The organism is Acidiphilium acidophilum (genome assembly GCF_033842475.1).
Taxonomy (GTDB): domain Bacteria; phylum Pseudomonadota; class Alphaproteobacteria; order Acetobacterales; family Acetobacteraceae; genus Acidiphilium; species Acidiphilium acidophilum.
This window is the reverse complement of the sequence record NZ_JAWXYB010000018.1, coordinates 549395-567876: the sequence shown is the minus strand read 5'-3', so window position 1 is coordinate 567876 and position 18482 is coordinate 549395. Positions and strand designations below refer to the sequence as shown.

The 18482-nt window shown below is 64.7% G+C and carries 16 protein-coding genes; 5 read left to right on the top strand and 11 right to left on the bottom strand.

Annotation, left to right across the window (positions count from 1 at the left end; all coding sequences use genetic code 11):
• Position 1 precedes the first annotated feature (1 nt).
• From SIL87_RS05320 to SIL87_RS05305, 4 genes are read right to left on the bottom strand one after another with little or no spacing between them, the layout of a single operon-like run.
• Positions 2 to 1078 (bottom strand): glycosyltransferase family 4 protein, encoded by a 1077-nt coding sequence (locus SIL87_RS05320; protein WP_319613163.1) that lies wholly within the window; start codon positions 1076 to 1078, stop codon positions 2 to 4.
• Positions 1075 to 1485 carry a hypothetical protein gene (locus SIL87_RS05315; RefSeq protein WP_319613162.1) on the bottom strand — a complete coding sequence of 137 codons (411 nt, stop codon included), beginning with the start codon at positions 1483 to 1485 and terminating at the stop codon, positions 1075 to 1077. The genes SIL87_RS05320 and SIL87_RS05315 overlap by 4 nt, the downstream gene beginning before the upstream one ends.
• The gene (locus SIL87_RS05310; RefSeq protein WP_319613161.1) at positions 1482 to 1787 is read right to left on the bottom strand and encodes a rod-binding protein; all 306 of its coding nucleotides are present in this window, start codon (positions 1785 to 1787) and stop codon (positions 1482 to 1484) included. Before SIL87_RS05310 ends, SIL87_RS05315 begins: the two co-directional genes overlap by 4 nt.
• Positions 1788 to 1840: 53 nt before the next feature.
• Positions 1841 to 2929 (bottom strand): flagellar basal body P-ring protein FlgI, encoded by a 1089-nt coding sequence (locus SIL87_RS05305; protein WP_319615913.1) that lies wholly within the window; start codon positions 2927 to 2929, stop codon positions 1841 to 1843.
• A 190-nt stretch (positions 2930 to 3119) separates the two neighbouring features.
• On the opposite strand from SIL87_RS05305, the gene SIL87_RS05300 reads away from it, so the two are divergent.
• Both SIL87_RS05300 and dksA read left to right on the top strand, forming a co-directional pair.
• A complete protein-coding gene (locus SIL87_RS05300) occupies positions 3120 to 3521 on the top strand; it encodes a flagellar assembly protein FliX (RefSeq protein WP_319613160.1) in 402 nt (133 codons plus the stop codon).
• A gap of 124 nt (positions 3522 to 3645) precedes the next feature.
• The gene (dksA, locus tag SIL87_RS05295; protein WP_319615912.1) at positions 3646 to 4059 is read left to right on the top strand and encodes an RNA polymerase-binding protein DksA; all 414 of its coding nucleotides are present in this window, start codon (positions 3646 to 3648) and stop codon (positions 4057 to 4059) included.
• A 10-nt stretch (positions 4060 to 4069) separates the two neighbouring features.
• Here dksA and SIL87_RS05290 read toward each other — a convergent pair whose 3' ends face one another.
• From SIL87_RS05290 to zapE, 7 genes are all read right to left on the bottom strand, one after another.
• On the bottom strand, positions 4070 to 4837 hold the full coding sequence (locus SIL87_RS05290) for an ATP-binding protein (RefSeq protein ID WP_319613159.1): 768 nt from the start codon (positions 4835 to 4837) through the stop codon (positions 4070 to 4072).
• A gap of 215 nt (positions 4838 to 5052) precedes the next feature.
• Entirely contained in the window at positions 5053 to 6444 is a 1392-nt protein-coding gene (lpdA, locus tag SIL87_RS05285; protein WP_319613158.1) for a dihydrolipoyl dehydrogenase, read from the bottom strand.
• Positions 6445 to 6562: 118 nt separating this feature from the next.
• On the bottom strand, positions 6563 to 7780 hold the full coding sequence (odhB, locus tag SIL87_RS05280) for a 2-oxoglutarate dehydrogenase complex dihydrolipoyllysine-residue succinyltransferase (protein WP_319613157.1): 1218 nt from the start codon (positions 7778 to 7780) through the stop codon (positions 6563 to 6565).
• 40 nt (positions 7781 to 7820) lie between these two features.
• Positions 7821 to 10667, bottom strand: a complete 2847-nt coding sequence (locus SIL87_RS05275) for a 2-oxoglutarate dehydrogenase E1 component (protein ID WP_319613156.1) — start codon at positions 10665 to 10667, stop codon at positions 7821 to 7823.
• Positions 10668 to 10823: 156 nt separating this feature from the next.
• Positions 10824 to 11699: a succinate--CoA ligase subunit alpha gene (gene sucD / locus SIL87_RS05270; protein WP_319613155.1), complete on the bottom strand. Its 876-nt coding sequence runs from the start codon at positions 11697 to 11699 to the stop codon at positions 10824 to 10826.
• Complete coding sequence (sucC, locus tag SIL87_RS05265; RefSeq protein WP_319613154.1) at positions 11699 to 12895, bottom strand: ADP-forming succinate--CoA ligase subunit beta; 1197 nt, start codon at positions 12893 to 12895, stop codon at positions 11699 to 11701. Before sucC ends, sucD begins: the two co-directional genes overlap by 1 nt.
• Positions 12896 to 13021: 126 nt before the next feature.
• Entirely contained in the window at positions 13022 to 14176 is a 1155-nt protein-coding gene (gene zapE / locus SIL87_RS05260; RefSeq protein ID WP_319613153.1) for a cell division protein ZapE, read from the bottom strand.
• 122 nt (positions 14177 to 14298) lie between these two features.
• Between zapE and SIL87_RS05255 the strand changes: the two genes are divergently transcribed.
• The 3 genes from SIL87_RS05255 (at position 14299) to SIL87_RS05245 (ending at position 18468) form a co-directional block, all read left to right on the top strand.
• A complete protein-coding gene (locus SIL87_RS05255; protein ID WP_319613152.1) occupies positions 14299 to 15669 on the top strand; it encodes a gamma-glutamyltransferase in 1371 nt (456 codons plus the stop codon).
• A gap of 7 nt (positions 15670 to 15676) precedes the next feature.
• Entirely contained in the window at positions 15677 to 16831 is a 1155-nt protein-coding gene (locus SIL87_RS05250; RefSeq protein WP_319613151.1) for a pyridoxal phosphate-dependent aminotransferase, read from the top strand.
• A gap of 251 nt (positions 16832 to 17082) precedes the next feature.
• Entirely contained in the window at positions 17083 to 18468 is a 1386-nt protein-coding gene (locus tag SIL87_RS05245) for a nucleobase:cation symporter-2 family protein (protein WP_319613150.1), read from the top strand.
• Positions 18469 to 18482 lie beyond the last annotated feature (14 nt).

The following is an 18482-nucleotide window of genomic DNA, read 5'->3' as shown; positions in this document are numbered from 1 at the left end:
TTCAGTGGCGAAGGATGCGTTCGAGTGCTGCGGCCTGTTCGGGCCATTGCGGCAGGCTGCGCGCGTGGTTCCAGGCGATGGCGCCCATTTCGGCGCGCAGGGCCGGGCTGAAGATCAGGCGGCGCAGCGCCTTCGAGAACTGGGCGACATCGTCGACCGGGGCGACGATTCCGGCACCGACCACGACCAGATCGCCGGCGGCCCCGCCATCGGTGATCGCGACCGGAAGGCCACGGGCCATGGCTTCGGCGATCGCCATGCCGAAGCCTTCGAAACGGGTGGCAGATGCGAACAGGTCGGTTCGCGCCCATAGCGCGGCGAGTTCGGCACCGGCGGCGGCACCATGGCGCTCGACCCGATCGGTGAGACCCAGCCGGTCGATCAGATCGACGATTTCGGCGGCATAGGCGGGATCGCGCGGCTCGCCCGCGAGGATCAGGTGCCAGTTGAGATCGGGCAGCAGCGCGAGGGCGCGCAGCAGCACATCGTAACCCTTGCGGTAGGTCAGGGTGCCGAGGCTGAGGATGGTGCAGGGAGCACCGAAGGGTGCATCGGCGTCGATCGCGACCTGGGGCTGATGATCGGTGCCGGGGACCAGCACGTGGATCCTGCTCGCCAGCACGCCGAATTCGCTCGACAGCCGCTCCGCGATCGGGGTGCTCGCCGCGATGACACCGCGAAATTTTGGCAGCATCGTTGTTTCGAGTTGCTTGAGCTGATTGCGCCGCGCTTCCGGCGTGCCGGGTTCCAGCGCGGTCGGGTGGTGGATCAGGGCCAGCGCACCGCGCGCCTGAAGGCCGGGCAGCGCGGCCAGAGCCAGTTCGAAGGCGGAACCTTCGACGAGGATGGCTGCCGCGTCATCGAACCGGTCCGCCAGTGCGGCCTTCGCCGGTGTTTCCAGCGCGATCACCTCAGCCTCGCCACCCATATCCTGCCATGCGGCGAGCAGGCGACGGTGATAGAACGAGGCACCGGATACCGCTTCGAACGGGGCGGCCGTGATCAGAACGAGACGCATGGTGTCGGGAATGCCATAGCCTGCCGCCGGTGACCAGCGCGGCCGGCGTGGCCGGGTCATGCACGGACGGCAAGCGCCATTGGAGTCGTGGCTCGGCCATAGCCGGTGCTGCCGCTCCGCCCGCGATAAGGAGTGCCGTCGGGGCACGGTTCGAGCGCCTGGACGATGGTGGAGATGACGCGTTGCTGGGTGCCGATCGCCTGCTGGAGCAACATCCGGTTTTGGTCGATCGCGCGGTCGAGCCGCCGTCGGACGCCGGCAAATCGGGCATGGTCGCGACCGGCTTTCGCAGAGACCTCACTGGCGCAGACTTCGACCGTCCCGATGGCCGCGCGCTTGCGGGCGGCGAGGTCGCCGCTGGCCCGGAAATCGGAGCGCGACAGGGCCAGATTTTCCTCTTCGAGGATTTCAGCCAGCGCGGCCAGAGCGGTGAGGATGGCAGGGTCGGGTTTCGGGGCGGGAGTCATCGCGTGGTTCCTGTCGGTGTCGTTGCGTGCATGGTCAGTTTGGGCGTCGCGGCGGACGAAGCGGCCTTCGGTGCGGCGAGCGCTGATTCGATCATCGGTTTGAGGCCGAGACCACCGCGCGCTTCCATCGATTTCGCGATCGCATCGATCAGGAAGGGCTGGAAATGCTTTTCGACCGACCCGCCGCCGAAGGGGGCATCTGCCTTGCCCATGGTGGCGAAGATCGGTTTGAGGAAGGCCGCGATCGCCATCGATTCGAATTTGTCGGCGGTCGCTGCGGCAGATCCCGCTGTTGTCGGCATCAACTTGGGGGCCTGCGCCGTTGGCACTATCGGGACTGGCAGGATCGTGCCGCTCATTGGACGATCAACTGGGCCTGCAGCGCGCCGGCCGCCTTGATCGCCTGGAGGATGCTGATCATGTCGTGCGGGGCGACGCCGAGGGCATTCAGGCCGGAGACCAACTGCCTGAGGCTGACGCTGCCGTGAAGAATGTCCATTTTCTTGCCTTTGCCCTTGTTGACCGAAATCGTTGTCTGCGCGGTCGAGACGGTTCGCCCGTTCGAGAACGGGGCAGGCTGGCTGACCACCGGCGTATTGGTGACCTGCACCGTCAGATTGCCCTGAGCGATCGCGACCGTGCTGATCCGGACATCCGCTCCCATGACGATGGTACCTGTCGCTTCATCGACCACGACGGTTGCCGGGGACGAGGGTTGTACCCGGAGATCCTCGATATCGGCGAGATCCTGCACCACGTTGCGGCCTTTGAGATCGAGGGTGATGGTGCGGGGATCGTCCATCGTTGCGATACCGGGACCGAGATCGGCATTGATCGCCTCGGCGATTCGCTCGGCGGTGGTGAAATCCGGGTTGCGCAATTCGAGCTTCGGCGTGGTTTCGGAAGCGAGGTTGAAATTCACCGATCGTTCGACGATGGCGCCGTTGGTGATGCGCCCGACCGTGGGCACGCCTTGGGTGAAGGTCGAATTCGCACCGCTCGCCTTGATCGCGCCGGTGACGAGCGACCCCTGCGCGACGGCGTAGACCTGACCATCCGCACCCAGCAGAGGCGTGACCAGGAGGGTGCCGCCGGTCAGGTCCTTGGCGTCTCCGAGGGCCGAGACCGTGACATCGATCTGTTCGCCGCTGTGCGAGAAGGCGGGAAGGTTGGCCGTGACCATCACGGCGGCGACATCCTTGGTCTGCAGGCTCGCGGCTTGATCCTCGGTGTTGACGCCGAGCCGTTCGAGCATGCCGATCAGGGATTGGCGCGTGAAGATCGCGTTGTTCAGCGAATCGCCGGTGCCGTTGAGCCCGACCACGAGCCCGTAGCCGATCAACTGGTTATCCCGGATGCCCTGGATATCCGTGATATCCTTGATGCGCACCTGCGCGCTGGCAGGGGCGCAGGCGGCGAGGATGCTGCCGCACAGCAGGGCCATGATCAGGATGATCCGGCTGAACGACCCGTTTTGGGGCGATGAGGGAGAGATTTTTTTGCTCACGGGCGAAGTATCGCAGGCAAAAGTTAACACTTTGCAGCTAAAGCTCGGAAATCGTCGATTGCGGTCGGGAAAATTCTGTCTCGGATCTGATCGTCGTTCCGGCTAGTCGAAGGAAAGGTAGAACAGCATGACCCGCATCACCGGCCTTGGCCGCATATCGGCGATCCGCAACGCCAAGGGGACTGCACAGGCGGTCGCGGGCGGATTTCGGGTGGCTGAAGGGGGGTCGGCCCTGCCGCTGGCCGCGACCAGCCCGCTCGGCGGGCTGCTGGCGGTGCAGGAAGTCTTCGGCAGCCAGACACGCGATCGGGCGGCGCAACTCTCGGGCGAAACGGTGCTCGGCGCCCTCGGCGGGTTGCAGGCCGCATCGATGGCCGGGAATGATGGGCAGGCGCTGGCGCACCTGCACGACGCGGTGGGGGCGATGATCGAGCCGGACGATCCCGCGTTGCGCCGGATCATCGGCGCGATCCGGCTGCGCGCGCGGGTGGAACTGGCACGGTATCGGGCGATCGGCGCTCCGGTGTGACGGCTCGGTGAATTGAGCGTCACCGGGCCTTGGCGAGGGCTTTGGGTGAAGCTATAAGCCGGCCCAGCGTGCGGCCCAAGGCGATCTCCTGATGGCCGGCTCGCAAGAGGAGCTCATTCTCATGTTGATTACGCTCGCCCCGGATTACGTTCCGAGCGAAGACGAAGAGTTCATGAACCCGATGCAGATCGAATACTTCCGCCAGAGACTGTTACGGTGGCGGCATGATCTGCTGATGGAAGCCAACGGGACTTTGGCGAGTCTTTCGGAAGGCGGAATACTTGAGCCGGATATTACCGACCGCGCGAGTGTCGAGACCGACCGGGCGCTGGAATTGAGGACGCGCGACCGTGCCCGCAAGCTGATCGGCAAAATCGATCAGGCGACAGCGCGAATCGAGAACGGCACTTACGGGTATTGCGAGGAAACCGGCGAGCCGATCGGGCTCAAACGCCTGATGGCGCGACCGATCGCCACGTTGTCGATCGAAGCGCAGGAACGCCACGAACGCCAGGAGCGGGTTCAGCGCGACGACTGAACCGGCCCGCTCATTCCGCGCGCGGGATGAGCAGGGTTGCGGTGGTGCCCTGGCCTTCACGGGTTTCGAACACGAGGTCGCCGCCCGATTGCATGGCGAATCCGAACACGGTGGCGAGGCCGAGGCCGCTGGATTTGACGTTAACCTTGGTGGAAAAAAACGGCTCGCAGGCGCGGGAAGCTACATGCGTGGTCATGCCGGTGCCGTGATCGATCACGCTGATCGCGACGTAATCACCGGGGATCGCCACTTTGTTGTGGGTCGGGCGTTCGTGGCGGACATTCGCGGCGTGCAGCTGGATGCGGCCCTGATTGTCCATCGCGTCACGCGCGTTGAAGGCGAGGTTGAGCAGCGCGATTTCGAGCTGATCCTGATCGCAATGGATCTGCCAGATATCCTCGGGGCACTCGGTGGCGACGAGGATATGCGGGCCGATTGCATGGCGGATCAGTTCGGCGGCATCGGCGAGGAACGGGGCCGGTTCGATCGCCACCGGCATGACCTGCTGGCGGCCGGAAAAGCCGAGCAGGCGCTGGGTCAACCCCGCCGCCCGGCGGGAGGCGCTGCGCGCACCTTCGAGGTAGGACGCCGCGGATGCATGGTCGTTCTGCGCGAGGCGAACCGCGACCATGTCGAGGTTGCCGATGATGCCGGCGAGCAGATTGTTGAAGTCATGCGCAAGGCCACCGGCAAATTCGCTCAGGGCGAGCATCTTTTCGAACTGGCCCAACGCCACGCCCCCGGGCAGATCGCTGTGGCGGGCGACATCAGAATCCATGGGGCGCCGAGCCGGACTTCGAGGCGACGGGGCGAGCGCATCCCTGGTTGACGGGTGGTTTGAAAATCACGTCAGGCGGTCTCCGCAGATGAATGGAACAAGATCACAGTATTCCGTAACGAGGACGAAACTGAAATGTTGTTCTCGAATTAAATTTTGGTGATCCGCAAACGTAACTACAAGGGGGTCTTGATCCCCGGATGAGGCGCGACCCTTCAAATGTGAAGAGCGCGCCCGTCCACGGCCAGCGCCGCCTCCTTGACTGCTTCGTTCAGGGTGGGATGAGCGTGGCTGGTGCGGGCGACATCTTCGGCGGAGGCACCGAATTCGATGGCCATCACCAGTTCGGCGATGATCGTGCCGGCGTCCGGCCCGATGATGTGGGCGCCGAGCAAACGGTCGGTCGCCTTGTCGGACAGGAGTTTCACGAAACCGTCGGTATCGCCCATGGCCCGCGCGCGGCCATTGGCCATGAATGGGAATTTGCCCACTTTATAAGCAATTCCGGCGGCTTTCAGTTCCTCCTCGGTCTGGCCAACCGAGGCGATTTCCGGCCATGTGTAGACCACGCCCGGGATGGCGCCGTAATTGACGTGACCCGCCTGCCCGGCGAGAATTTCAGCGAGGGCGACGCCTTCCTCCTCGGCCTTGTGGGCGAGCATGGGGCCTGCGATCACATCGCCGATGGCGTAGATGCCCTTCACGTTGGTCGCGAAATGCGCGTCGGTCACGACCCGTCCGCGCGCGTCCGTGCTCACCCCGATCGCGTCGAGTCCGAGATTTTCGGTATGGGCGCGCCGACCGATCGCCACCAGCACGACGTCCGCAGTGAGGGTCTCGGCCGTGCCGCCTGCTGCGGGTTCGAGAGTGAGGGCGACGCGTTCACCGGCGGTGTCCGCCTTGGTTACCTTGGTGCCGAGGCGGAATTTCATGCCGGATTTGGTCAGGATTTTCTGGAAGGCGGCCGCGATTTCGCCATCCATCGTCGGGACGAGCCGGTCGAGGAACTCCACGACCGTTACTTCGGCTCCAAGACGGCGCCAGACGCTGCCGAGTTCGAGCCCGATATAGCCGCCACCGATGACGACGAGGTGCTGCGGCACCTGCGCGAGCGCGATGGCGCCGGTTGAGGTGACGATGCGGGTTTCATCGATCGCGACGCCGGGCAGCGGCACGCTCTCGCTGCCGGTGGCGATGACGATGGACCTCGCGGTGTAGCTTTCGGTGCCGACCGTGATGGTATCCGCCGTCTTGAAGCGGGCTTCGCCCTTGAGCCAGGTGACTTTGTTTTTTTTGAAAAGGAATTCGACGCCCCTGGTGTTCGCGGTGACGACTTCGTCCTTGTGGCCCATCATTTTGGGCAGGTCGAAACGGACATCCCCGGCGATCACGCCATGTGCGGCGAAATCGTGCCGGACGGCGTGATAATTCTCGGATGATTGCAGCAACGCCTTGGACGGGATGCACCCGACATTGAGGCAGGTGCCGCCGAGGGTCGCGCGTTTTTCGACGCAGGCGACCTTCATGCCGAGTTGCGCGGCACGGATGGCACAGACATAGCCGCCGGGGCCGGCGCCGATGACGATGAGGTCGAACTGGTCAGACATGGGGCGGTCCTTCAAGGAAGATGTTCTTTTTTGTAAAAAAGAACCAAAAAACTTTCATGTTATCTATTCGCGCCCCGGCATCGCCTGATCCAACCGCGACCGGCCGGGAGCTTGCCTTCTAGATTTCCAGCATCAACCGGCGCGGATCCTCGATACTTTCCTTCACCCGCACGAGGAACGACACGGCTTCGCGCCCGTCGATGATCCGGTGATCGTAGGAGACCGCGAGATACATCATCGGACGGATTTCGACCTTGCCGCCGATCGCCATCGGGCGGTCCTGGATTTTGTGCATGCCCATGATGGCCGACTGGGGCGGGTTGAGGATCGGGGTCGACATCAGCGAACCGAATACGCCGCCATTGGTGATCGAGAAGGTTCCGCCGGACAACTCGTCGAGCTTCAAGGCGCCGTCCCGGGCGCGCTTGCCGAAATCGCTGATGGCGGCTTCGATTTGAGGAAAGCTCATCTGGTCGGCATCGCGCAGCACCGGGACGACGAGGCCGTTGGGGCTCGATACCGCGATGCCCATGTTGACGAAATTTTTATAGACGATGTCATCGCCGTCGATTTCGGCATTGACCGCCGGAAACTCGCGCAGGGCCGCGACGCAAGCCTTGACGAAAAAGCTCATGAAGCCGAGGCGGACACCCTTGTGCTTCTTTTCGAACGCGTCCTTGTACTCGGCGCGCAACGCCATGACGGCGCTCATGTCGACCTCGTTGAAGGTCGTCAGCATGGCCGCGTTGTTCTGGGCTTCCTTGAGCCGGGCGGCGATGGTGCGGCGCAGCCGGGTCATTTTCACCCGTTCCTCGCGGACATCATCGGTACGGGGCGGCTTGGGGGTCGCAGGGGCGGCTGCGGGTTTCGGCTTTTCGAGGACGCTGAGCACGTCGCCCTTGGTGATCCTGCCATCCTTGCCCGAGCCGGTGCCGATCTGGGCGGGTTCGAGCTGTTGCTCGGTCATCAGCTTCTGCGCGGCGGGAAGCGGCGCGTGGCCGCTGCGGGCGACCGGGCCGGATGGCGAAGGTGGTGGGTTGACGCCCGCTGTGGGAATGGCTGCAGGCTTGGCCTCCGGCGGCGCGGCGCTCGCGGTTCCACCGGCGACGATGGTGCCGAGCAGGGCACCGACCTCGACCTCGGCCCCCTCATCAGCCGCGATCGCCTCAATCGTCCCGGCTTCGGGCGCGTTGACTTCCACCGTCACCTTGTCGGTTTCCAGTTCCACGAGCGCTTCGTCGCGCTCGACCCGTTCGCCGACCTTCCTGATCCAGCGCGCGACGGTTGCCGTGGTCACGCTTTCGCCCAGAGTGGGAACCTTGATTTCGGTGGACATGTATGACCTTTTTACTGTCTCAGTTTCAACTGTCTCAGTTTCAGATGCCGAGCGCCTGCTTGACCAGCGCCGCCTGTTCGGCCGCGTGGGTACGTGCCAACCCGGTCGCCGGGCTCGCCGCCGATTTCCGCCCGACATAGGCCGGGCGCTTTGCCGTCATCGTCCCCCCCGTGCACTCGAGCACCTGCTCGATCCGCCGGTCGAGGAAATGCCAGGCCCCCATATTCTCGGGCTCCTCCTGGCACCAGATGATTTCGGCATTGGTGTAGCTCTCGATCGCCGCCTTCAGGGCCTTTTTGGGGAACGGATAAAATTGTTCGAGCCGGACGATCGCGACATCGGTCATGCCGCGGTCGCGCCGTTCCGCCAGCAGATCGTAATAGACCTTGCCGGCGCACAGCACCACACGCCGGATCTGTTCGGCAGGCGCGATCGGGTCGATTTCGGCGATGACGGTGCGGAACGCCGAACCGTTGCTCATTTCATCGAGGGTGGAGACCGCGAGCTTGTGGCGCAGCAGCGATTTCGGGGTCATGATGATCAGCGGCTTGCGGAAATTGCGCTTGATCTGACGGCGCAGGGCGTGAAAATAATTCGCCGGGGTCGTGATGTTGCAGACCGACATGTTGTTTTCGGCGCAGAGTTGCAGGAACCGCTCGGGACGGGCCGAGGAGTGTTCCGGCCCCTGCCCTTCGTAACCATGCGGCAGCAGCAGCGTGAGGCCCGACATGCGGAGCCATTTGCTTTCGCCGGCCGCGATGAACTGGTCGATGATCACCTGCGCGCCGTTGGCGAAATCGCCGAACTGGCCTTCCCACAGCACGAGGGTACGCGGGTCGGCCACCGAGTAGCCGTATTCGAAACCGAGCACGCCGGCCTCGGACAGCAGGGAGTTGAAGATCTCGATCCGGGCCTGATCGTCGCGCACGTTGTTGAGCGGAACGTATTCGTTCTGGTTGACCTGATCGATCAGGACGGCGTGGCGCTGACTGAAGGTACCACGCTGGCAATCCTCGCCGGACAGGCGAACCCGGTGGCCTTCGAGCAGGAGCGAGCCGAACCCGAGCGCCTCGCCGGTCGCCCAGTCGATCCCGGTGCCGGACTCGATCATGTCGCGCTTGGTGTCGAGCTGGCGGGCGATTTTGGGGTTGAGATCGAAGTTTTCCGGCGGGGTAGACAGCGCCCGCCCGATCTCGCGCAGGGTTTCGAGCGGGATCGCGGTGGGTTCCTCGGTCTCGCCCTCTTCATCGCGGGAGGCGTTGAGGCCGGCCCAATGACCTTCGAGCCAGTCCGCCTTGTTCGGCTTGTAGCCGTTGGCCTGCTGATAGGCGGCTTCGAGCGTTGCGACGAAATCCTGATGCATCCGGTCGGACTCGGCGATGCTCAGCGTGCCCTCGGCGGCGAGCCGGTCGGCGTAGAGGTTGCGGGTGGTCTTGAGCGCCCGGATCGCCTGATACATCAGCGGCTGGGTGAAGGCGGGTTCGTCGGTCTCGTTATGGCCGTGGCGGCGGTAGCAGACGAGGTCGATCACGACGTCCACCGCGAATTTCTGGCGGAATTCGGTGGCCAGACGCGCGACGAACACCACGGCTTCGGGATCGTCGCCATTGACGTGGAAGATCGGCGACTGGACCGATTTGGCAACATCGGTGCAGTACATGCCGGAATAGGCGTGTGCCGGGAGCGTGGTGAAGCCGATCTGGTTGTTGACCACGATGTGAATGGTCCCGCCGGTGCGGTAGCCGATGAGTTGGCTCATCGCGAGGGTTTCGTACACGAGGCCCTGGCCGGCGAAGGCAGCGTCCCCGTGCATCAGAATGCCCATGACCGAGCGGCGGTCCCGGGTGTCGCCGGCGCTGTCCTGCCGGGCGCGGACCTTGCCGGCCACGACCGGATCGACCGCTTCGAGGTGGGAGGGATTGGGTTGCAGCGAGAGATGGACCTGATGCCCCGCGATCATCACATCGGTCGATGTGCCGAGGTGGTATTTGACGTCGCCGGAGCCCTGGACGGCATCGGGCTTGAAGCTCTCGCCGCCGAATTCGGAGAACAGCGCGGTAAACGGCTTTTTCACGATGTTGACCAGCGTGTTCAGCCGGCCCCGATGGGGCATGCCGATCACGATTTCGGCGACACCCGCCCGCGCGCCCGTTTCGATGATGGCCTGCAGGGCCGGGATGGTGCTCTCGCCGCCTTCGAGACCGAATCGCTTGGTGCCGACGTAGCGGCGCTGGCAGAAGGTTTCGAACCCTTCGGCTTCGGTCAGATGCTGGAGAATGGTGCGCTTCTCGGACGCGGAGAACGCGCCGCGCCATGGGGCACCCTCGATCCGGCGCTGGATCCAGGATTTCTGCTCGGGGTCCTGGATATGCATGAACTCGACGCCGATCTTGCCGCAATAGCTCTGGCGCAGGATCGCGATGATCTCCCGCATCGTCGCGGTTTCGCGACCGAGCACCATATCGATGAAGATCGGGCGATCGAGATCGGCTTCGGTGAAGCCGTAGCTGGCCGGGTCGAGCTCGGGGTGATGGCCGGGCTTTTTCAGGCCGAGCGGATCGAGATCGGCTTCGAGATGGCCGCGGACGCGATAGGCGCGGATGAACATCAGGGCGCGGAGGGAATCGATCGTTGCCTGGCGGGAGACCGGTGGCTGCGGCGTGGTGCTGGCCGGGCTCGCGCGATCGAAATCGGTCGGGCGCGGTGCCCAGGACGCTCCGACGGCATCGGTCAGGACCGATCGGGTGTCATCGCCGAGCGAGGCGAACAGGGACGCGAAATCGGGATCGACACTCTCAGGTGCGGAAACCCATTTCGCGTAGAGATTGGCGATGAAGGCCGCGTTGCCGCCGTTCATCGCCGTTGCCAGAATATCCACACCAGCCATATCAGAAATCCTTCGGCCGCGACCGGCCCGGCAATAGTCACCCCTGGCGCTCAAGGGCGGGTTTCACAATAGATCAGACTGACATAGTGCACTTTCTCTTGGCGGTGCACCGTAACCGCAACGGGCTGGAATGCTTTCGGCGCATGAATGCCTCCCCTAGGATTGCAAAGCCTTCACCATCGTGCTGCCCAGCGATGCCGGACTGTCCGCGACATGGATTCCGGCGCGTTTCATCGCGTCGATCTTCGCGCCTGCAGTGTCCCGCCCGCCGGAAATCACGGCACCGGCATGGCCCATGCGACGGCCCGGCGGGGCGGTGACGCCCGCGATGAAACCGACCACCGGCTTTTTCACGCTGTGCCGCGCCAGGAATTCCGCCGCTTCGATCTCGCTCTGCCCACCGATTTCCCCGATCATGATCATCGCTTCGGTTTCATCATCGCGCAGAAACATTTCCAGAACGTCAATGAAATCGAGTCCCTTGACCGGATCGCCGCCGATTCCGACGCAGGTGGACTGGCCGAGCCCGGCCGTAGTGGTCTGGGCGACCGCCTCGTAGGTCAGTGTCCCGGAACGCGAGACGATGCCGATCTTGCCGCGCCGGTGGATGTGACCGGGCATGATGCCGATTTTGCAGGCATCCGGAGTGATGACGCCCGGGCAGTTCGGCCCGACCAGGATCGATTTCGAGCCGGTCAGCGCCCGATGCACCCGCACCATGTCGAGCACCGGAATCCCTTCGGTGATGCACACGATCAGACGGATTTCGGCGTCGATCGCTTCGAGGATCGCATCGGCGGCGAAGGGCGGCGGCACATAGATCGCGCTGGCATCGGCGTCGGTTGCGTGCTTCGCCTCGGCGACGGTGTCGAACACCGGCAGATCGAGATGCCGGCTGCCGCCTTTGCCCGGCGTCACCCCGCCCACCACTTTGGTGCCGTAGGCGATCGCCTGCTCGGAGTGGAACGTGCCCTGCGCCCCGGTGAAGCCCTGGGTGATCACGCGGGTTTCGGCATTGACGAGAATGGCCATTATGCGGCCTCCTTCACGGCGGCGACGATTTTCTGGGCGGCATCCGCCAGATTGTTGGCGGCGATGATCGGCAGGCCGGATTTGCCGAGAATATCCTTGCCGAGCTGCACGTTGGTGCCTTCGAGCCGGACCACGAGCGGCACCGAGAGCGAAACTTCGCGCGCCGCCGCCACCACGCCCTCGGCGATCACGTCGCAGCGCATGATGCCGCCGAAAATATTGACCAGAATCCCCTCGACGTTCGGATCGGACAGGATAATCTTGAATGCGGCGGTGACCCGCTCCTTGGTCGCGCCGCCGCCGACATCGAGGAAATTGGCCGGCTCGGCGCCATAGAGCTTGATGATGTCCATGGTCGCCATCGCCAGGCCGGCGCCGTTGACCATGCAGCCGATCGATCCTTCGAGGGCGACGTAGTTCAGGCTGTGCTTCGCGGCTTCGAGTTCCTTGGGGTCCTCCTCGGCCTCGTCGCGCAGTTTTTCGAGATCGGGATGGCGGAACAGGGCATTGTCGTCGAAGCTCACCTTGGCATCGAGCGCCACGATCTCGCCCGCGCCGGTCACCACCAGCGGGTTGATTTCGACGATCGCGCAATCGAGGGCGATGAACGCCTTGTACATGGCGCTGACGAATTTCGCGAAGGATTTCTGCTGGGCCGCATCGAGCCCGAGGCCGAAGGCGAGCTTGCGGGCGTGAAAGCCCGAGATGCCGCTGGCGGGATCGACCGCGACGCGGATGATTTTTTCCGGATGGTGCTCGGCGACCTCCTCGATCTCCATGCCGCCTTCGGTGGAAGCCATGATCACGATTTCGGATTTCGCGCGGTCGACCAGCAGCGACAAATAGAGTTCGCGCTTGATGTCGCATCCCGCCTCGACATAGACGCGGCGGACGACGCGGCCCTGCGGGCCGGTCTGCCGGGTGATCAGGGTGTGGCCCAGCATGGCTTCGGCGGCGGCACCGACCTCCGCGGTCGATTTCGCGATCCGGACCCCGCCCTTGCCCTGCGGATCGTCCTTGAAATGGCCCGCACCGCGGCCCCCGGCATGGATCTGGGATTTCACGACATAGACCGGACCGGGCAGTTTCGCGGCTGCCTGGGCCGCTTCCTCGCCGCTCCAGGCAATATAGCCGTCGAGCACCGCGACGCCATAGGATTTCAACAGTTCCTTGGCCTGATATTCATGTATGTTCATGGGATTCCTGTACGGTGGTCATTGGCCTGTCATCAAAAAACATTCGCGCTTTACTATGCTTGCTCATGTCCTGGACCCGTCGGAAAGCGGCCTAGACCAAGCCGCGACGCCGCGCAACCGCCTTGGTCATGTCAGGTGACTGAGGGCGAAATAGGCCTCGCTGCGCATTTCCTCGAGTCGCGAAACCGTGCGCTCGAAAATCGATGCGCCCTCCCCGGCGGTGTACAGCGCCGCAGGTTCCGCTGCCGCCGAGGCATAGAGTTTGACCCGATGTTCATAGAGCGCGTCGATCAGGGTGATGAACCGGCGCGCCTCGTCGAAATTATCGGGCGACAAGGCGGGAATCGCATCGATCAGTACGGTTTCGTAGTGGGTCGCGAGCGCCAGATAATCGCCCGACCCGAGATTCTGTGCACACAGAGCCGCGAAATCGAAGCGGGCGACCCCGTTGGCGGCACACGGCACCGGCAGTTTGCGCCCGAACACGGTCAGGCTTTCGGGCTGGGGTGTCGCCCCGTCGGTGAGGCGGGCGAACACATCGTCGAGCGCGCGCTCGGCCATCCCGTTGGCCGGAACATACCAGTTACGCACGCCGCGCACCCGTTCGCGCCGATAATCGCGCCCGCCATCGAGCACCAGCACGTCGAGATGGCGCTTGAGCAGGGCGATGAACGGGGCGAAGCTCTCGTAGCCGGGTTTGTCGCGGTAGAGATCGTCCGGCAGGGTGTTCGATGTCGCGACGATGACGACGGCGCGGCTGAACAATGCCTCGAACAGCCGCGCCAGGATCATCGCATCGCCGATATCGTGGACCTGGAACTCATCGAAGCACAAAAGAGCCGACTGATCGGCAATCATGCCGGCCAGAGCGGTCAGCGCATCGGTTCCGGGATGATCGGTGCGCATCCGGTGCAGGGTCGCGTGGGCTTCCTGCATGAACTCGTCGAAATGGACCCGCCGCTTGCGCGGAACGTCCGCCGCGTCGAAAAACATGTCCATCAGCATCGACTTGCCGCGCCCGACATCTCCCACGAGGTAGAGGCCCGAGGGATAATCCTCCGGCACTTCATCGACGCGCTTTTTGTTGAGCAGGCGACCGAGCCAGCCATTTGGCGGGGCCTTGGGATGCGGGTCGTAGCCGCGCAACCGCCCCCATAATTCATGCAACCGCTCCGCCGCCCGCCGCTGTACCGGGTCGGGCTGGATCACACCTTCGTCGATCCGGGCACGGTAGGCCGACATCACATCGGTCTGCGGCCGCTCTGTGACATGAACGAGCATGAGGTGCGGGGCTACTGCAATTCATACCGCAGCGCAACATGCGCCGGGGTCATGGCCGTTGGTTGCCGGGCGGGGGGATCGCGGTTAAGCCCTGTCGAGGTTCTGGTTCCAGCATACGAGGGATGGCGAATTTGTTCGATCTGCGTCGCACGGCTCCGCTTGCGCTTGGCTTGTTGTTATCCGGCTGCGGGGTGACCCAGGGGATCTTCGGCGGCGGCCATCCCAAACTCGGCGAACCAACGCCGGCGAAACCCGTCATCGGGTTCGCGGTGGCCCCGGTGCCGCAGGCGGCGCTCGCGGCGCGGCGTATCCTCGCGGAAGGCGGCAATGCGGCCGATGCGGCGACGGCGGCGGGGTTCGCCCTCGCGGTCACCCTGCCGTCGCGCGCCGGTCTCGGCGGCGGTGGCGCCTGCCTGATCGATCTGCCGAAATCCGATGGCGGCACCGGCATCGCCACGTCTCTGCTGTTCCCGCCCGGCGCGCCTCCGGGCGGCAATGCATCGGCATCACGTCCGGCGGCGGTGCCGCAGATGGCGCGCGGCCTGATCGCGATGCAGGCGCGCTACGGGCGGCTGCCGCTGGCGACCGACCTCGCCCCCGCCGAAGCGATGGCGGGCGGCGGCGTTGCGGTGTCCCGCGCTCTCGCCGCCGATCTCGGCGTGGTCGGCACGGCCTTGGTCGCCGATCCCGCCGCGCGGGCGGTGTTCGCCGGTCCATCCGGCCAGATGCTCGCCGCCGGCGACGTGATGCACCAGCCCGACCTCGCGGCGACGCTGACGCAATTGCAGTCGAGCGGCGTGCTCGGCTTGTATCGGGGCCGGCTTGCCGAAAAATTCGTCGCCGGGGCCGATGAGGCGGGCGGGGGGCTGACCATGGCTGATCTGGCCGCCCTGAAGCCGCAATATGCCCGACCGGTGACCCTGGAGCGGTTCGGCTATCACATGGATTTCATCCCCGATGCCGGAGGGCTCGGCGCGGCAGCCGGGATCGAGGCGCTGGCCGCCGATCCAGCGGCGCTCGCGCAAGCGGAACAGAGCGCGCTCGCCGCTGCCCAGGCCGCACGCCACGGCGCTGCGATGGACCGGCTGCCGGCCTCCGCGAGTTTCGCGACTCTGGATTCGCGAGGTGGGGTGGTCGGCTGCGCCACCACGATGAACAATCTGTTCGGCACCGGGCGGATCGCACCGGGCACCGGCATTTTGCTGGCGGCATCGCCCACCGGCATCACCCCGCCCTTGCTTGCCGCAGGACTCGCGACACGCGACGGCAAATTCCGCGCGATCGCGACCGGGTCCGGCCAGCAGGGCGCGGCCATGGCGGTCGCCGCCGGGCTGGCGAATGCGGTGCGGAGCGACGAGCCGATGCCTCAGCCGGTTCCGGCACCGGGACGGGCGAACGTGATCGGCTGCGCCGGCCTGCTGCCGGGCGCACCGAAAACCTGCGCCGCCGCGGCGGACCCGCGCGGGTTCGGCCTCGCGATCGGATCGAACTAGCCGCGTCATGGCGCTGAAAGCCGGCGTGGGGGCGCGGGTGCCGCCGTTCCTGGTGATGGATGTCATCGCGGCGGCGAATGCGCTGGCGGCGAGTCCGGCGGCGGCGGACCGGCGGGTGATCCGCATGGAGGTCGGCCAACCGGCGGAAGGCGCGCCGGAGCTGGTGCGTGAAGCCGTCACCCGTTCCCTCGCGAGCGGAGTTCCCCTTGGCTACACCGAGGCGCGGGGTCGCGAGGATCTGCGCTCGCGCATCGTCACCCATTACGCCGACTGGTACGGGCTCGCGGTCGATGCTGGCCGGATCGCGATCACCGCAGGGGCCTCGGCGGGTTTTCCGCTCGCCTTTCTCGCGGCGTTCGAACCGGGCGACACCATCGCGTTGACGATCCCCTGTTATCCGCCCTACCTCAATATCATGACAGCGCTGGGCCTGCGCCCGCAATTGCTGCCGGCGACCGCCGCGAACGGATTTCAGCCGACCGTCGCGATGCTTGAGGCGCTGGACCCGCCACCGGATGGGTTGCTGATCGCCTCCCCTGCCAACCCGACCGGCTCGATGCTGGCACCGGATGATCTCGCCGCCCTCGCGCGCTACTGCCACAACGCGGGCATCCGCCTGATCAGTGACGAGATCTATCACGGGCTGACCTTCGGCAAACCGGCGGCGACGGCGGCGAGTTACAGCCCTTCCGCCATCGTGATCAATTCGTTCTCGAAGTATTTTTCGATGACCGGCTGGCGGATCGGCTGGATGGTACTCCCCGAGGATCTGATCCGCCCGGTCGAATGCCTCGCCCAGAATTTTTTCATCTGTGCGCCGCATATCTCGCAGATCGGCGCGCTCGCGGCGTTCGACTGCCATGACGAATTGCAGGCCCGCCGGGAGCGGTTCTCGCGCTCGCGCGAAATCCTGCTCGAAGCCCTGCCGCGCGCCGGGATCGACCGGATTTCCCCGGCGGATGGCGCGTTCTATCTCTATGCCGATATCGGGGCCAGGGGCTGGAACAGCACCGCGTATTGCCGCCATCTGCTCTACGATCATCATGTCGCGGCGACTCCCGGCCATGATTTCGACCCGGCGCACGGGGAGGATTTCGTCCGGTTTTCCTATTGCGCGAGCGAGGCCGATATCACCGAAGCCGTGGCGCGGATCTGCCGCTGAGCCCCGGCGGGAGATCGATCCCCGTCGCCTGATCGCCGACCCGGTGGCGACCCGTTGGGCAACGATCATACGATCTGACTTATAATGTCTATTTCCGCTGTGGCGCGGGCGCGATCGCCCATAGACCATGCGCATGGCGCCGCTCAAAGCGCTCATCAATAAAACGGCGACATATCGCTGCGTCTCTACAGGAAACCCGTTACCCGGCTCGTCGATCGAACACGGCTTCAACGGGATGAGAAAGGGAATTCATGTCCAATAACGCGACCAGCAACGCCATCGATGCCTGGCTGCCGCCGGGCCGCCTGCTGACCCTCGGCCTGCAGCACGTGCTGGTGATGTATGCCGGTGCCGTCGCGGTGCCGCTGATCATTGCGGGCGTTGCGCATCTGAGCACGGCTCAGACCGGATATCTGATCAGTGCGGACATGTTCTGCTGCGGCATCGGCTCGCTGCTTCAATCGGTCGGGCTCGGCCCGTTCGGCATCCGCATGCCGGTGATCATGGCGGTGACCTTTGCCGCTGTCGGGCCGATGATCGTGATGGTCGGCGATCCGGCGCTCGGTCTGCCCGGCATTTACGGGGCGACCATCGCCGCCGGTTTCATCGCCATCGGACTCGCCCCGTTCGCGAGCCGGCTGCTGCGGTTCTTCCCGCCGCTGGTGCAGGGCATCGTGATCACCGCGATCGGCTTCAATCTCATTCCGGTCGGCATCAACTGGGCGGCTGGGGGCGTCGGCAATCCGCATTACGGCGCACCGGTGTTTCTGATCGTCTCGCTCAGCGTGCTGCTGTTCATCATGGTGCTCGCGAAATACGGCAGGGGTTTCATTGCCAACATCGCGGTGCTGCTGGGGTTGATCTTCGGGTTCATCGAAGCCGTGCTGCTCGGGCGGGTGTCGCTGCACGGCATCGGCAAGGTCGGCTGGTTCGGGGTGATCACACCGTTCCATTTCGGGCTGCCGACGTTTCATCCGGTCGCCATCGCCACCATGGTGGTGGTCATGATGGTCACGTTCATCGAGTCGAGCGGCATGTTCATGGCACTCGGGATGATCGTGGACAAACCTGTCAATGACAAGGATATCCGCCGCGGGCTTCTGGTGGACGGATTGGCGACCGTCATCGGCGGCACGTTCAATTCGTTTCCCCATACCTCGTTCTCGCAGAATATCGGGCTGGTCGGGATCACCGGGGTGCGCAGCCGCTGGGTGTGCGCGACCGCCGGGGCGATTCTGCTGGCGCTCGGGCTGATTCCGAAAATGTCGTTCATCATCGCGTCGATCCCGCAATTTGTGCTCGGCGGCGCGGGGATCGTGATGTTCGGCATGGTGATGGCGACCGGCATCCGGATTCTGCATACGGTCGATTTCGAAAAACACCAGCATAATTCCTACATCGTCGCGATCAGCCTGGGCATCTCGATGATCCCGGTGGTCGCCGGGAAATTTTTTCATGCCGTGCCGATCGGGCTGCAACCCTTCGTCCAGAGCGGGATTTTTCTGGCGGCGATCTCAGCCGTGCTGAGCAATCTGTGGTTCAACGGAGCACCGCGCGGGCCGCGCCCGGCCGGGCACGAAGCCGCGGGCCATGCCGGCGTACCGGCTGCCGAACCCGCCGTCACTCCGCTGCCCTGATCGTCCCGTTCAGC